The organism is Xenorhabdus vietnamensis (genome assembly GCF_002127535.1).
Lineage (GTDB): Bacteria > Pseudomonadota > Gammaproteobacteria > Enterobacterales > Enterobacteriaceae > Xenorhabdus > Xenorhabdus vietnamensis.
Map to the genome: position 1 here is coordinate 22,178 of NZ_MUBJ01000015.1, position 15,516 is coordinate 37,693.

General features: G+C 41.3%; 13 protein-coding genes. 6 read left to right on the top strand and 7 right to left on the bottom strand.

The window, feature by feature from the left end; all coding sequences use genetic code 11:
• Positions 1 to 9 precede the first annotated feature (9 nt).
• The gene (locus Xvie_RS23245) at positions 10 to 555 is read right to left on the bottom strand and encodes a LysR family transcriptional regulator (RefSeq protein WP_244175646.1); all 546 of its coding nucleotides are present in this window, start codon (positions 553 to 555) and stop codon (positions 10 to 12) included.
• A gap of 190 nt (positions 556 to 745) precedes the next feature.
• Between Xvie_RS23245 and Xvie_RS13415 the strand changes: the two genes are divergently transcribed.
• From Xvie_RS13415 to Xvie_RS13430, 4 genes are all read left to right on the top strand, one after another.
• Positions 746 to 1,705 carry an AEC family transporter gene (locus tag Xvie_RS13415; protein WP_086109816.1) on the top strand — a complete coding sequence of 320 codons (960 nt, stop codon included), beginning with the start codon at positions 746 to 748 and terminating at the stop codon, positions 1,703 to 1,705.
• A gap of 278 nt (positions 1,706 to 1,983) precedes the next feature.
• Positions 1,984 to 2,550, top strand: coding sequence for a peptidylprolyl isomerase A (gene ppiA, locus Xvie_RS13420; RefSeq protein ID WP_086109817.1), 567 nt, complete (start codon positions 1,984 to 1,986; stop codon positions 2,548 to 2,550).
• Positions 2,551 to 2,798: 248 nt separating this feature from the next.
• Positions 2,799 to 3,374, top strand: coding sequence for an aminodeoxychorismate synthase component II (locus Xvie_RS13425; RefSeq protein WP_086109818.1), 576 nt, complete (start codon positions 2,799 to 2,801; stop codon positions 3,372 to 3,374).
• A 123-nt stretch (positions 3,375 to 3,497) separates the two neighbouring features.
• On the top strand, positions 3,498 to 4,724 hold the full coding sequence (locus Xvie_RS13430) for an aspartate aminotransferase family protein (protein ID WP_208612588.1): 1,227 nt from the start codon (positions 3,498 to 3,500) through the stop codon (positions 4,722 to 4,724).
• 69 nt (positions 4,725 to 4,793) lie between these two features.
• Here the strand turns inward: Xvie_RS13430 and crp are convergent, their stop codons facing one another.
• The 4 genes from crp to Xvie_RS13450 form a co-directional block, all read right to left on the bottom strand.
• Complete coding sequence (gene crp / locus Xvie_RS13435; RefSeq protein WP_086109820.1) at positions 4,794 to 5,432, bottom strand: cAMP-activated global transcriptional regulator CRP; 639 nt, start codon at positions 5,430 to 5,432, stop codon at positions 4,794 to 4,796.
• Between the two features lie 485 nt (positions 5,433 to 5,917).
• Positions 5,918 to 6,787 carry a phosphoribulokinase gene (locus tag Xvie_RS13440; RefSeq protein ID WP_086109821.1) on the bottom strand — a complete coding sequence of 290 codons (870 nt, stop codon included), beginning with the start codon at positions 6,785 to 6,787 and terminating at the stop codon, positions 5,918 to 5,920.
• Positions 6,788 to 6,858: 71 nt separating this feature from the next.
• Positions 6,859 to 7,083, bottom strand: a complete 225-nt coding sequence (locus Xvie_RS13445; RefSeq protein ID WP_086109822.1) for a YheU family protein — start codon at positions 7,081 to 7,083, stop codon at positions 6,859 to 6,861.
• A gap of 47 nt (positions 7,084 to 7,130) precedes the next feature.
• Positions 7,131 to 8,171, bottom strand: coding sequence for a hydrolase (locus Xvie_RS13450; RefSeq protein WP_086109823.1), 1,041 nt, complete (start codon positions 8,169 to 8,171; stop codon positions 7,131 to 7,133).
• A 92-nt stretch (positions 8,172 to 8,263) separates the two neighbouring features.
• Here Xvie_RS13450 and Xvie_RS13455 point away from each other — a divergent pair, with 92 nt between their 5' ends.
• Positions 8,264 to 8,872: a LysE family translocator gene (locus Xvie_RS13455; RefSeq protein ID WP_086109824.1), complete on the top strand. Its 609-nt coding sequence runs from the start codon at positions 8,264 to 8,266 to the stop codon at positions 8,870 to 8,872.
• A gap of 1 nt (position 8,873) precedes the next feature.
• Here Xvie_RS13455 and murP read toward each other — a convergent pair whose 3' ends face one another.
• Both murP and murQ read right to left on the bottom strand, forming a co-directional pair.
• Complete coding sequence (gene murP, locus Xvie_RS13460) at positions 8,874 to 10,355, bottom strand: PTS N-acetylmuramic acid transporter subunit IIBC (protein WP_086109825.1); 1,482 nt, start codon at positions 10,353 to 10,355, stop codon at positions 8,874 to 8,876.
• 62 nt (positions 10,356 to 10,417) lie between these two features.
• Complete coding sequence (gene murQ / locus Xvie_RS13465) at positions 10,418 to 11,317, bottom strand: N-acetylmuramic acid 6-phosphate etherase (protein WP_208612590.1); 900 nt, start codon at positions 11,315 to 11,317, stop codon at positions 10,418 to 10,420.
• A 400-nt stretch (positions 11,318 to 11,717) separates the two neighbouring features.
• On the opposite strand from murQ, the gene Xvie_RS13470 reads away from it, so the two are divergent.
• The gene (locus Xvie_RS13470; protein WP_167376280.1) at positions 11,718 to 15,152 is read left to right on the top strand and encodes an inverse autotransporter beta domain-containing protein; all 3,435 of its coding nucleotides are present in this window, start codon (positions 11,718 to 11,720) and stop codon (positions 15,150 to 15,152) included.
• Positions 15,153 to 15,516: the final 364 nt, after the last annotated feature.

The following is a 15,516-nucleotide window of genomic DNA, read 5'->3' on the forward strand; positions in this document are numbered from 1 at the left end:
AGAAGCAACTCAATATAACGGTTCAATACTCAAGATACTTTTATTATTGGTGTTGGTCGGCTGGCCTGCTATTTCTTTAGTAATGGCTATATCCAGTTGCCGTTTTTCCAATAGGGTAGAAAGTACCGGTGATGAGGCTGCTGTAATTTCTATTTTTAATTCGGGATGTTCAGACAGGCACCAAGAGATCGCTTTATACAGATTTTTAATGCTGAAATCATCGGGGACACCAAGCGCAATTTTTCCTCTTAACCGGAATTTTTTCACTGATTGCAGTGCTTGTGTCATACGGGAAAGAATATCTCTGGCTGCTGGTAATAGTTGTTTACCTTCATCGGTCAACCCGATAATTGAGCCTTGTCGCCGATCAATTAAACGGCATCCAATATCTTCCTCAAGTCGTTTAATGCTAAGGCTAAGCGTAGGTTGTGTGCGGCCTAATTCTTCGCCAGCTTTGGCAAATCCACCATGTGTAGCTACGAGGACAAATGCACGTAGTTGCTCAAGTGTTATGCCACGTCCGTCAAAACGATTAATGCAAATATCCTGTTTCATAGAGTTGCCTCTGTTGTCATCATTGATAAATTCAATGATAAGAAAGGAATTTTTTATTTAACAAAATTAATTTGTTATCGCAATATTATCAAAAATATAACAAATATTTATTTTGAATAGCTACAGCAAGTCTAATGCGCCAGGGAAATTTTCGAGACGTTATATAAAAATTCATGTGGAATCAGCCCAAATGTTTATGACAGTTGTGCCAATATTTTTGGTTATCTTTGTCGGATATTGTTTTGGCCGCTTGAATCCTGATAGCGGTCATTCCGATAAATTAATTAATGATTATGTACTTTATATTGCATTGCCTGCCTTATTGTTTCTTGCTATTGCTCGAGCAGATACGAGTGAATTGCAACAGTGGAAATTTATAGTTGCCAGCTTGGCTGGTATTGGTGTCACGTATGTTTCAGGGATGTTGCTAGCTAAATTTATGGGCGTTATGTTGCCTCAATCGTCGATTTTAAGTATGGGGGCGTGTTATGGCACTACCGGATATCTGGGGCTCCCAATCCTGATCTCCGTCTATGGGGAATCTGCTGCGTTTCCCGCCGCTATAGCTACGATCCTGCATAATATTCCGGTTATTATAGTTGTCATCATTACTTACGATATTCTTTCTGCTCGTCAATCAGGTAGCAAAACATCCATTAGCCAAAGTTTTATTAAGGCATTAAAGGCCACATTAAGTAATCCGTTGATGATTTCAGTTATGATGGGTTTGGCCTTTGTTTGCTTCGATATTCCCGTTCCAGAATTTTTGCAATTAGTTGCGGAATTTCTTGGTAATGCCACAGGGCCTACGGCGTTGTTCGCTCTGGGGTTGGGATTATCCCGGCTTAAATTCAAAGAGCATATCAATGGAGAAGCGTTAAAACTGGTTGTACCGATGTTGTTACTCAAATTGGGGATACAACCTTTGGTTACGTTTATCTGCGCTTATTATTTGCTTGGCATGCAACAGACAGATGATATCTGGTTAATTGTCGCTATTATTATGGCTGCACAGCCTATCGGCGCTGGAGTATACGTTTTTGCCAATAAATATGGCTTCAAACAAGAAGTTATTTCCCTCTCTATTATCATTTCCCTACTTATCTCATTGGTGACGATATCAACTGTTCTGCAATTGCTGCCGGCCTAAAATTTGGATGAGAGTTTTGGTTTTATGCATTCAATACGTGATGAATACGATATTGATGTTCCTTAGTGCAGAAAGCACATCAATATGGAGGTTATTCGCAAAATAACTCTTACCAAAATATGCGAATATAAAAGTAATATCGATAGATTATTCGCCTATCAACCCAAAATACTCGTAAAGGTAGGTAAATCTTTGGAAGTTAATTCCATTGGGGCTTACACTTAATAAGTTTTGTTGTTATGAGTTTATTGTTGACCTCAAAAATAAAGGAATCATTAATGTTTAAACGTATTTTTGTGTCGCTTATGACGGCATGTGCTATCAGTGCAGTTGCTGTCCCAGCATTGGCTGCTGAAACTCACGTGAAGCTGGTAACATCGGCAGGAGAAATCGAACTTGAGTTAGATAGCAATAAAGCTCCAATTACTACCAAGAATTTCGTTAAGTATGTCAATGAGGGATTTTATAACAACACTATCTTTCATCGTATTATCCCAGGTTTTATGATTCAGGGGGGCGGTTTCACAAAAGATATGAAACAGAAGCCCACCAGAGCGCCAATCAAAAATGAAGCAGATAATGGTCTGCGTAATCTTCGTGGCACTATTGCGATGGCTCGAACCGCAGATAAGGATAGCGCCACCGCCCAGTTTTTCATTAATGTGACTGATAATGCTTTTCTTGACCACGGGCAGCGTGACTTCGGTTATGCAGTTTTTGGGAAGGTAGTAAAAGGCATGGACGTGGTTAATAAAATTGCTCAGGTCAAAACAGAAAATGCCGGACCTTATCAAAATGTACCCGTGAAACCTATAGTGCTCTTGTCTGCCAAGATTGAGCGTTAATAATTCAAACTGACATAGTATGGTATTCAGATAATCATTAATAGTTGTTTGAATACCGTTTGTTTCCTCTCCGTTGTTCTTCTTTTCGCCATTTTTCCGCATCTCTATTTTCGAATGCTTCTGTGGTATGATGAGCTCCCCGTTGCCGTTGATACTGCTTTACCTGATTTTACCGTAATACAGAATGCATAATACCCCAATGGGGTAGGGCAACTTATAAAACTATAAAATCAGTAGGATATACTCCTATGTTATTAATAATAGATAACTACGATTCTTTTACATTCAATTTATATCAATATTTTTGTGAATTAGGGACAGAGGTTTTAGTTAAGCGTAATGATGAGCTACAGCTTGAAGATATCGAAGATTTGGCACCTACACATTTAGTTATTTCTCCAGGCCCTTGCACACCAAATGAAGCAGGGATCTCACTGGAAGCGATTTCACATTTTGCAGGGAAATTGCCCATTCTCGGCGTATGCTTGGGGCATCAGGCGATAGGACAGGCTTTTGGAGCCAGTGTTGTTAAAGCCCGTGAAGTGATGCATGGAAAAACCAGTTTGCTCCACCATAGCCAGCAAGGAGTATTCAAAGGGTTGGATCATCCCTTAACCGTCACGCGTTACCATTCTTTGGTCATTGCCGCAGAAACGCTTCCTGCTTCATTTGAAGTGACGGCATGGAGTCAGCGTAATGGTGATGTGGATGAAATCATGGGAATACGTCACCGTACTTTGCCACTGGAAGGAGTGCAATTTCATCCGGAAAGCATTCTTAGTGAACAGGGGCATGAACTATTGAATAATTTCCTCAAATATTAATCAGATACTATCTTTACTCCCTCATTCGGTTGTTTTTTTATTTGCCCTTGCGTGATTTTTTATTCATATTTAATGATTATTATTTCACTTTTAAATGGCAAATATAAAAATAAGGTGAGGGAAATGGTAGAAAATAAAGCAATAAACCGAAATAACTATGATCAGGTAATGTTGCCCATTTATGCACCAGCAAATTTTATTCCTATCAGAGGACAAGGCAGTCGAGTATGGGATCAACAGGGAAAAGAATACATTGATTTTGCCGGTGGTATCGCTGTTTTGGCTCTGGGGCATTGTCATCCTGCTTTGGTGGATGCCCTGAAACAGCAAGGTGAAAAATTGTGGCATGTCAGTAATGTTTTTACCAATGAACCCGCCTTAAACTTAGCACAAAAATTGATTGATGCGACCTTTGCGCAGAAGGTCTTTTTCGCTAATTCGGGAGCAGAAGCTAATGAAGCTGCATTCAAATTAGCGCGTCGCTATGCGATTACTCGCCATCATCCCAACAAGACTAAAATTATTGCTTTTCATCAGGCGTTTCATGGGCGCACTTTTTTCACTGTTTCGGTAGGAGGGCAGCCGAAATACGCTGAAGGATTTGGCCCCAAACCTGCTGATATTGTTCATGTACCTTTTAATGATCTGGATGCTGTCAGGGCAGCGATCGATGATTACTGCTGTGCTGTTGTTTTAGAACCAATTCAGGGAGAAGGGGGAGTCACTCCAGCGACGATGGAGTTTCTGCATGGGGTACGTGAATTGTGCGATAAGCATCAGGCTCTGTTGGTCTTTGATGAAGTTCAGAGTGGAATGGGGCGCACAGGCAAGTTATATGCTTACCAGCATTATGGTGTACAGCCGGATATCTTGACGACAGCAAAAGCTTTGGGGGGAGGTTTCCCAATCAGTGCGATGTTAACGACAGATGCAATAGCGACTGCAATGGAAACAGGCACACATGGAACGACTTATGGCGGAAATCCATTGGCTTGTGCTGTCGGTTGTGTCGCTTTGGATATCATCAATACTCCGGAAGTGCTGGTGGGTGTGGAAAAACGTCACGATATGATTATTCATGCCCTGAAAAAGATTAACCAGAAATATGGCATCTTCCATGAATTTCGCGGAAAAGGCTTGCTTATTGGGGCTGTATTGAAAGCAGAATATCAGGGCAAGGCCAGAGAAATATTGCAGCAAGCGGAAGAACAGGGATTGATGTTATTAAGTGCGGGAGACAGTATTTTGCGTTTTACACCATCCTTGGTTATTTCTCAGGATGAAATCATAGAAGGCATGATGCGGCTGGATATAGCGATATCCGGATGGTTGAGTAGATATAACGGTTAGGTGAAGCAACAAAAAAAGCCAGTGCGAATGTAACAGGCTGCACTGGCTGGGGTTCAGGCTTGTTGGGAACTAACGTGTCCCATAAACGACGATGGTTTTACCGTGTGCTGAGATCAGTTTTTGCCCTTCCAACATTTTCAGAATGCGGCCAACTGTTTCACGAGAACAACCCACAATCTGACCAATCTCCTGACGAGTGATTTTGATTTGCATACCATCAGGGTGGGTCATTGCATCAGGCTGTTTGGCTAACTTGAGTAACGTTTGGGCGATACGACCTGTAACATCTAGAAAAGCTAGGTTACCTACTTTTTCTGAAGTAGTTTGTAGGCGGTTTGCCATTTGAGCAGATAAACGCATCAGGATATCAGGATTAACCTGAATTAACTGACGGAATTTCTTATAGGAAATTTCGGACACTTCACAGGCACTTTTAGCTCGTACCCATGCCGTTCGTTTACGTTCTTGCCCCTCTTCAAATAATCCAAGCTCACCAATGAAGTCTCCCTGATTTAAATAAGAAAGAATCATTTCCTTGCCATCTTCATCTTTTATTAGAACAGCAACTGAACCTTTAACAATATAGTAAAGCGTTTCTGCTTTCTCGCCTTGATGAATAAGCGTGCTCTTGGATGGATATTTGTGAATATGGCAATGTGACAAAAACCATTCAAGAGTAGGGTCTGTTTGTGGCTTGCCGAGAACCATTCGCTTTATCCTCTGTTGTTATTTCTGCCTTTACACTGTGAGAAACTGTGGTTTCTCATCTCAGGATGGCTTTATAAAAAAAATTATTAACATGTTAAATTACTAAAAAAATGACAAGCAGGAGCTTTATATGAATTATTAAAAATATCAGTTTACTGACATTTTGATGTTAAGTCATATAGGCCACCAGCTCACCCCAGTCTACCATTGTAACTATGTTTGTAACATAGAGAAACGTTTCTGTTTTTCTTGTATCGCTTCAGCATGTTAAGGAATTGCCAAAAATCTGTCATAAGGAATGGTTATTTATAAAAGAAATAAAGAGATTCTGGTAAGTGTAATGCCCTATGATGTTTTTTTATCTGTTTCTGCATCTCATCTTTGATAGGTAGATTTATTGTTATAAAAATGGCCTATTTATTTTAATAAAACAGGTAGCGTTATTTTTTGTTACCTGTTTTATTAAAAGTGAAATGATGCTGGAATTATGAGATTTTTTTGCCTTCCAATAATTGTTTGACAAGTGGTGCCATAATTAATTCCATAGCCAGTCCCATTTTTCCACCCGGAACGACAAGAGTATCTATACGGGAAATAAATGAACCTTGAAGCATTGCCAGTAAATAAGGAAAATCAATTTGGGTTAGGCCACGAAAGCGAATCACGATAAAACTTTCGTCCAGTGAAGGAATCGCCTTGGCAGAGAAGGGGTTGGAGGTATCAACGGTGGGAACACGCTGGAAATTGATGTGAGTGCGTGAAAACTGTGGTGTGATATAACGAATATAGTCATCCATTGAGCGTACAACGGAATCCATAACGGCTTCTCTGGAATGCCCGCGTTCAGTGGTATCACGGATTAACTTCTGTATCCATTCCAGATTGACGATAGGTACAACACCAATCAGCAAATCAACATGGCTGGCGACATTGTATTGCGGCGTGACAACACCACCATGTAACCCTTCATAAAATAGAACATCTGTATTTGCTGGTAGGGATTCCCACGGGGTGAAAGTACCTGGAAGTTGGTTATAAGGTACGGCTTCATCATAGGTATGGAGGTATTTTCGGCAGCGACCTCCCCCTGTTTTCCCATAATCAAAAAACATTTTTTCCAGTGTACTGAAATCATTGGCTTCTGGCCCAAAATAACTGATATGCCTGCCCTGCTCCTTCGCTTTTCGGATCTCGGCATCCATTTCAGGACGAGTATAACGATGGAAACTATCCCCTTCTATCAGTGCGGCGGTTACGCCAAGTTGCTGGAAGATTTTGCGGAAGGCGACACTGGTAGTGGTTGTTCCTGCTCCACTGGAACCAGTAATTGCGATGACAGGGTGTTTGACAGACATGAACAGACTCCTTATCAATAAAATTGGGGAGATTATATTTTTAATCAGCCTATTAGGGTGAACAGAACAAGTCAGACTTGATGGTGAAACATTTCTTTGGGCATGATATTGACGGTTTCATGTAATTCAGACCATACCAGCAGAACCTCACCTTGTTCAAGCTGGCGTTTGACATCCTGTACTTTTTGTTCAAGAGTTTTTTCCTGTTCGCCGTAATCGGTGCCTTCCCGTAAGACAAAACTCTCAATCAGGTTGAGGAGGGTATCAGCTTCCAATTGTTGCCACGGGATAATCATTGTTGCTCCTCCTGAGGATTCTGTGATGTTTTTTACGGTGATATTTTTTAGAGCAATGGCGTTGAAGATGGTAGTACTAAATGCTCTGGTTTTAAATGACCCGATTCTAAATGCACTGATTCTAAATAAGGTACTAACCATTCAGGAATACGTTGTTCCAGCCACATTTGTGGTTTTGTCAAAGAACCGCCAACGAAACCAACATGACCGCCATGTTCCGTCATCTGATATTCAATATTGGGTGGTAAATTGGCTGGTTCAGGGATAACTTCCGGAGCCATGAAAGGATCATCTTTGGCGTGGATAATCAACAGCGGTATTGTGATATTTGGTAAACGAGGCAGTGCGCTGCACTGACGATAATAATCGGTTGCATCTTTGAAACCGTGGATTTTAGCGGTAATGGCATCATCAAACTCACGCAGTTTTTTCATCGAATTGAGTTGGCTAAGGCTCAAAGGCAGAGAGTTGGGATAACGCAGCAACTTACGGATGGCATTACTTTTCAGCTTGTTAAGAAAATAATATTGATAAAGCTGAGAAATTCCCTGTTCTATCCGTTTTGAACAGGCTTCCAGCATAAACGGTGCTGAGACAATAACCGCTGCATCTACTTGGGCGTTCTCCCGCTCTTCTGCCAGATAACAGGCCAGCATATTGCCGCCAAGAGAATAACCGACAGCAGCGGTGGGAGCTTTGCCATACTTCGTTGTTAACCAGTTGAGAAAATAGCGGGCATCACTGGTTTCTCCTGAGTGATAAATGCGTTTTTGGCGGTTAGGCTCGCCACTGCATCCACGAAAATGCATCACGACACCAAGCCAGCCTTTTTTCTGACAGGCGCTGATCAAACCGTGGGCGTAAGGACTCTTGAATCCACCTTCTAAACCGTGAAAAAGAACCAGTCGTGGTTTGTGGGAGGCCGTTTCAGGATTTTCGCTCCATGCTAAATCAACAAAATCATCATCGGGTAAATTTAACCGCTGCCAATGAGGTTGCAGTTTGGGACGGCGCCGTAAAATACGGGGCAAAAGAGTTTGCAGATGGGGATTACTCACCCCACTTAAAGGATAAAATTTATCATTCATAGTGAATTGATTTCATGATTAGCCATATATGGAATGGCATACTGTCATTTTGCTGGAAGGAAAAGTCAACTTTGTAGGAGAAGAATTTATCCATGACTATAAGCTTTATATTTTCGCTCAGTGTATTTATGTTTATTTCCGCAGTCACGCCCGGCCCAAATAATTTGTTGCTAACATCATCAGGCGCGAATTTTGGTATCCGTCGTTCCATCCCACTTTGTTTGGGTATTCTTCTGGGAATGCAGACAATTTTATTGCTGTCTGCGTTTGGTGTTGCTGCGCTGTTACTGGTTTATCCTGCCATACATGCTGGTTTGAAAGTGCTCGGATGCTTGTATTTATTATGGTTGGCGTGGAAAACAGCCAGTTCACATTATAAGCGATTGGATACAATGAAATCGGCAGGGAGGGAGGCAACCAAAATTTACCAAGGATGGCTATTACAGTTCCTGAACCCGAAAACGTGGTTGATGGGATTGGGTGCGGTCAGTAGTTATAGTTTGTCCGGGCAGCTATATAACCATTCCATTTTTGCCATTAGTATCGTGATGTTAATCTCCAATATACTCGCTAGCGCAATCTGGCTTGTTCTCGGCTCACTGATTGGACAGTTATTGAGAAGCCGTCATGCATGGTTCATGTTCAATATTACAATGGGTATTCTGACAGCAGCCTGCGTGCCTTTAATCTGGTTTGGCTGAATCAGCTTAGATTGATATTTTTGCTCCCGAAGAATAATGTCAACGTGAAGCCAGCGATATAAGAGATGAGCAGCCCGCAAGCGTATACGGCCATGCCTGTGAAAATGCCACTGTTGGATGTCATCAGTGGCAGGGCAACCAGTCCGGAAGGGCCGAAAACGCTATTTAACCCAACAGGCCATCCCGACCAGGCAAGCAGGCCGATAAAAAAACCACCTACAGCGCCTCCTAAACAGGCGGTGACAAAAGGTTTGATGCGTGGCAGTGTTACACCATAAATTAAGGGTTCTCCAATGCCCAGAAATCCCGGAATGATGGCCCCTTTGATTTGGGTACGCAGCGGGGAACCTTTTTTAGCTTTCACATACAAAGCCAATGCAGAGCCAACCTGACCCGCACCTGCCATCGCGAGAATGGGGAACAGGGAATTGAAGCCTTGTGTATCCATTAAGGCAAAATAGACGGGAACAAAGCCTTGATGTACACCAAACATCACGGCAATTAAGAACAACCCCGCCAAGATTGCCGTACCGAATGGGTTGCCATTTAAGTTAATAAACAACCATGACATTGCGGTAAACAGATAACTTCCGACAGGCATAATGATAATAAAGGCAATAGCACCCATGATAAGTAGAGTAATTGCGGAGGTCAGGATCATATCCAGATCAGAGGGCATAATTCTGCGGACCTGCCTTTCGACCCAAGCGCCGAGAATACACGCTATCAGTACCCCGATAATATTGCCCCGAGGATCGATAGCGAAGCCAAAGAAATTACTGATGCCAGAATAGAACCCACTGGTGGCTTCGGCGTTATATCCCAATACAAACAGGGATGCGATGATGGCTCCATTAACTCCTGAACCACCAAATGCCTTTTGTGCATTGTAGCCAATCAAGATGCTCAGGAAGCTGAACATGCCTTTGCTGAAGATTTTCATATAGCCGATTATCTCAACCAATACAGCGTTGGAATGAACGGCTTCTTTGATAAAAATCTGTTCCAACAGAGTCGCAAATCCCAATAACAGACCAACAGCGATAAATCCGGGGATCAGGGGAGTAAAAATAGTGGCGAATTTAGCCAGAAACTTATGGACTGAGCTGGTTTGTTTTTCTTTAAGATGCTGCTTATTGGAAATGGCAATCTCTTTTAGCTTGTCGGAATGGAGTTCTGTGGTAGGAGATTTTATAGCAGGAGCGTCTGAACTACGGAGATGATGTGATTCACTTAATAGTGTGTTCATCATCTCTGCTGCTGTCTGAGCTTTGCCGGGACCAAGAACAATCTGGAGCTGGTCATCACTTTTTATGACACCTAAGACGCCCGCTATTTTCTTTAAGCTGGTTTTATCAACAAATTCATTATCATATAGGGTCAATCGTAGGCGGGTCATGCAGTTACCACAATGTACTATGTTACTCACCCCACCGATGGCATTGAGTATTTCGACCAACATTTCCTGATTAATTTTAGCCATTTATAACCCCTTTAAAGAGGCAATGATTATCGGTTTATCAAAATCTACCCTGCATCTAGAAATTAATTGGGCATAGTTGGCCGGATAAACCCTTGGTGTTTTGCCAATAAAGCTTTGGCTTCTGCGGCACTGATACCCGATAAAATCATTACAATTGCGGTCTTGCTGTGACCACCACAGGCACTGAGGGCTTGCTCTGCTGTTTCCTTGTTGCACTCAGTGGCGGCCATGACAATATTTTTCTGGCGTTCAATCAATTTGGCATTGGTGGCTTCCACATCTACCATCAAATTGCCATACACTTTTCCCGTGCGGATCATAGCACCTGTCGTGATCATATTCAGTATCAGTTTTTGTGCTGTTCCTGCTTTCATGCGGGAAGAGCCAGTCACCACTTCAGGACCGACTATGGGGGTAATGGCGATATCTGCCAACTGTGTCATCGGGCTGTCCGGGTTGCAGCTGATACAGGCGACGGTAGCGCCAACTGATTTGCCATATTCCATTGCACCCAATACATAAGGTGTCCGGCCACTGGCGGCGATCCCTACCAGTATATCTCTTTGATTAAAGCGTAGTTCCTTCAGGTCACTTGCGCCTAATTGCCAGTTATCTTCTGCATTTTCGACAGCTTTCAGAATGGCCTGGTGCCCACCAGCAATTAAGCCGATGACTTGTTCTGGTTTTGTGCCGTAAGTCGGTGGACATTCACTGGCATCCAAAATTCCCAAGCGCCCGGATGTTCCGGCTCCAATGTAGATTAAACGCCCATCTTGGAGAAATGCTTCGGCAACTTTATCAACCAAATCGGCAACTTGAGGCAGGTTTTTTTCGACAGCGATAGCCACTTTTTTATCTTCATCATTGATAACACGTAACATATCGAGAGTGGATAACGTATCGATATGAGTACTGGAGGGGTTGCGGCTCTCAGTTACCATATTACTTAGGTCGATTTTCATTATTTTTCCCTGCTATGTGGTCAGAATAGATTTGTGACCAGAATAGATTTATCGGTAACTGGTTATCGTACAGATTATTGGTTTTATACCCAATATATTTCTAGTCGTATCCAGAAGCCAGTAGAAACCCTCCTTATTATTTATATAAGTTTAAATTATTTATATGAGTGTAAATTATATGAATATAAGAGAATGAGTCTAAATTTTCGTTCCGGTAAACGGATTTATATGCAATATGCGATAACCATTTATTATCAGGCGATAATAATATTTCATTAAGCACTTTGTCTAAAAGTTTCCTAATGTATTTTAAGTGCGTGTAAGTGTTATTTTTTTCTCTAAATTTGGACATCAATGCTTAATTGCTGGAAAAGAACCATATTTTATGAGGTACTTATATATGGACTCGTATATTAGTAAAAAGTTCGTTAGATTTTTAGTTTTTATATATTCGGTATTTATTTTTCCATTGACATCATTGAGTGCATTCGCTGTGGATGGAAAAAAATATGAACATCAATCGCAAAAAAAATTCTTAGAGAATAAGGAGAGTAGTGAAGATAACCTCAGTGATAAGGAAAATGAGAAGGCTGGTTTGATTGCACAAAATATTCAAACCGTCAGCAATGTATTGTCATCATCACCGTCTCAGCTTGCTGAACAAGCTAAATCTTATGCACTGGGGAAAATAAATAGCACGGTAAACGGTGAAGCACAAAAGTGGCTATCGCAGTTTGGGACAGCCAAAATTAATTTTTCTATGGATAGAAAAGGGAAATTGGATAACGGATCTTTGGACTTACTGTTACCACTTTACGATAACAAATCCGATTGGCTATTTTTCTCACAGTTGGGTTATCGCAATAAAGATAGCCGACATACTCTTAACTTAGGGTTTGGTGGGCGTTATTTTACACCAAGCTGGATGTATGGATTAAATTCTTTCTATGACTTTGATGTCACGGGCAATAATAAACGTATTGGTTTAGGGGGAGAGGCATGGACTGATTATGCCAAGTTCTCTGCCAATACTTATTGGCGTGTGAGTGACTGGCATGATTCACCGCATGAAAAAGGGTGGGAAGAACGTCCTGCCAACGGCTTTGATATCATTGGTGAATTCTTCCTGCCTGCTTATCCGAATATTGGCGGTAAGTTAGCCTATGAACAGTATTTTGGTGATAAAGTCGCTTTATTCGATCGTGATACCAAGCAGAAAGACCCGAGTCTGGCTCGATTTGGAGTGAACTATACACCTGTTCCACTGGTGACCATGGGGGTCGATTATAAACTCGGCAGCGGTGGGCACAGTGAAACGCTGTTCCAAACCAATTTTAATTACAGATTCGGCGTACCGTTTGAAGCTCAGCTAGCACCGGATAGCGTTGCATCTATGCGTACATTGGCAGGCAGCCGCCACGATTTGGTGGAAAGAAATAACCAGATTGTTCTTGATTACCGTAAGAAAGGTGAAAAAGAAGTATTGCTGAATATTCAGCAACAGAATATTACAGGATATAGCTATCAACGATGGGATCCGATACATGCCACTGTCACACCTAAGGATGCGAAACTGCTATGGCAGATAAATGATTCATTCAGTAAGAACAACGGAGAGATTACTGACGGCGTGAATCCTATCAGGTTGACACTACCAAAATATGACACTGACCCTAAAGCTAATAATACGTATAAGCTCAGTTTTACGGCGCAAGACAGCAATGGCAACGAATCAAAACCCAGTAGTATAACCGTCACAGTTGAGCCTTTTGTTTTAAAAGGAGATGTGACGAAAACACAAGTTAAGACCAACGAACCTGGTGAAGTGGCCTACAAATTTCTGGCGACCATCACTCACGGTACAAAAGATAATGATGCCCTTGCTAACCTGAAAGTTAATAATTTGCAGTGGTCAGTAGATGACGTTAACTCTAAAGAAGTGAAATGGACGAAGGGAAGTGACACAACGAATGGTTTGGGGCAGTTAGAGGCAACGCTAAGCAGTACAAAACCGCTTAAGGACGTGAAGGTTTACTTGGCAATGGACGGAATGCGTCAAAAAGAAATAGCCAATAATCTCGATTTCTCTAAGGAAGTTGAATCTGAATACAAAGTTGAGGTTAACACTGCAGACTCTAGCCCAATGGAGGTTGGTAAAGGCAATGGTTACACTTTCACCGCTACTATACGTGACGCAGCTAATAACCTTCTGAAAGAGAAAGATGTGAAAGTTAAGTGGAGCGTTAAGAATGGCCTTCCGCATGGTGTGAGCTGGAAAAAGGTGAAAGAAACTGATAAAACGGATGCGAATGGTCAAATATCAGCGACTCTAGTCAGTGAGGAAGCTGCACAAGGTATCATTGTTGAAGTGACAATAGATGGTGCTAAAACAGCATCTACAGCTGATCCTGTAGACTTCGTTAAGGACAAGGCTAAAGATATTACTTGGAATATACCACCTGAAGGTAAAGTATATTCAGCTGTGTACAATCAAGAGCAAAAAATTATCGTTACCATCCCAAATAGTAGTAATGTTGATTTTCAGCAAGGTCACAATCATAAATTCACCAATGCGGAACAGTACCCTGGTCTTAAGTTGGATTCAGGGAGTCCAGAGACTGTTGGTCTTGGGAAACAAATAACATTCACCATTACAAGTACCCAAATAACCGAAAAGGAAGCGATAGAGCTTACTCTCACAGAGACGGGTGGTAATAAAGTAACCATTAAGTCACCTCCGATATCTTTTAAAGCAGGGCTTAATGATCTTAAAATTTTCTCGTTTAAAGTTGACAATCCAGGTCATCAACCAAACCGGGAGTACATAGCGAATGGGCAAGATAAGGTTAGGTTAAAGATAGAAATTCGGAAGGGGGAAGATAACAGTACCGCAAGGAATATCAGCATTGATCCTAGTCAAATTCAGTGGATAGCTAATTTTGACAAGAGTCTTAAAGATAAATTTAATTTTACACTTGAATCGCCAACAACAAATGGCGTGGGGCTTCTGTATGCTGATCTGGTAACTAAGGCAGCTATTGAAAATGGCGTTAGAGTGAGTGTGAAAATCCCTACTAGTAGTTCAGAAGGCGGGAAGGAAGTCACATTGGATGATAATCAGAGAATAAACTTTGAGCCAGTCCCGAAACTCGCGATGTTTAGAGTGTTTAATAAAGATGCTCCTGATATTTATCAGGATTTTGATATCAATAGTAATGGACCTAGCAACGTATTTAACTCGCTACAAGCACGTTTACTCAAGGAGAATGGGGAGCGTCTACCAGATGCTGGTGAGAACTTTAAAGTTACCTATAGTGGCGATGTTGGTACTATAGTCGATAGCAGCAAGCTCATAAACAGTGAGAGTGGCTTAATTTCTTTCGATATGACTCCGTCAACAAGAGGAACCAGAAGTGCACTGACCGAGCAGACGTTTAAGGCAAGGATAGTGAATAAGAGTACTCGTGAGGTGACCGCGTATGAATATCATTGGAAACCTATTCGCTGGTTCCTGATGATGGGAGTGAATAAGGAGGCAAAGAAACAGCAGAAAGATGCTTATTGCCAGAGTTCAAATTATCTTAAGGATGTAAAAAATATTCATGTATGGAACTATGATAAGAGAGGAGATAGGGACACATTAGTAAATGAATTCGAGAATTTGCCGAAGTGGGGATTCTTTAAGGTTCCAGTAGCAGGGAACACCCCATCTGATAAATCCATTATGAATGTCTTGAACATAGATACTGATAAATTTGAAGCACTCAATATTTCAACCCTTCAGACTCAAGACACTAATGATTCTACTCCAGTCTTTTGTTTATTCCGTGATTAAGTAATAAATTTATAGTGATAAAAACACAGGCTCAATATTGAGCCTGTGTTTTCTGATAAGTAAATAAGTGGTTACTTAATTTTATTTTCTTGTAATGATTAAATCAAAGATTCCTAGGGTTACGCCAATGAAGCAATGATTTGAGAGAAGGGAAATACATAGAGCAGGATGAGGTTTAGATATAATTTATCTAATTCATGTGAGAGGGTTTAAATTTTAAGGTTCTTGTATATTATTTCATATATCAATATGTGATTACACTTTTTAGTTATATTGGTCATGATGTTGTTTTTACCGTCTTCATTAATAATGATACAATCGGAAGAGTTTATTTAAACGGTTTTAGACACTAGTAACAATAAAA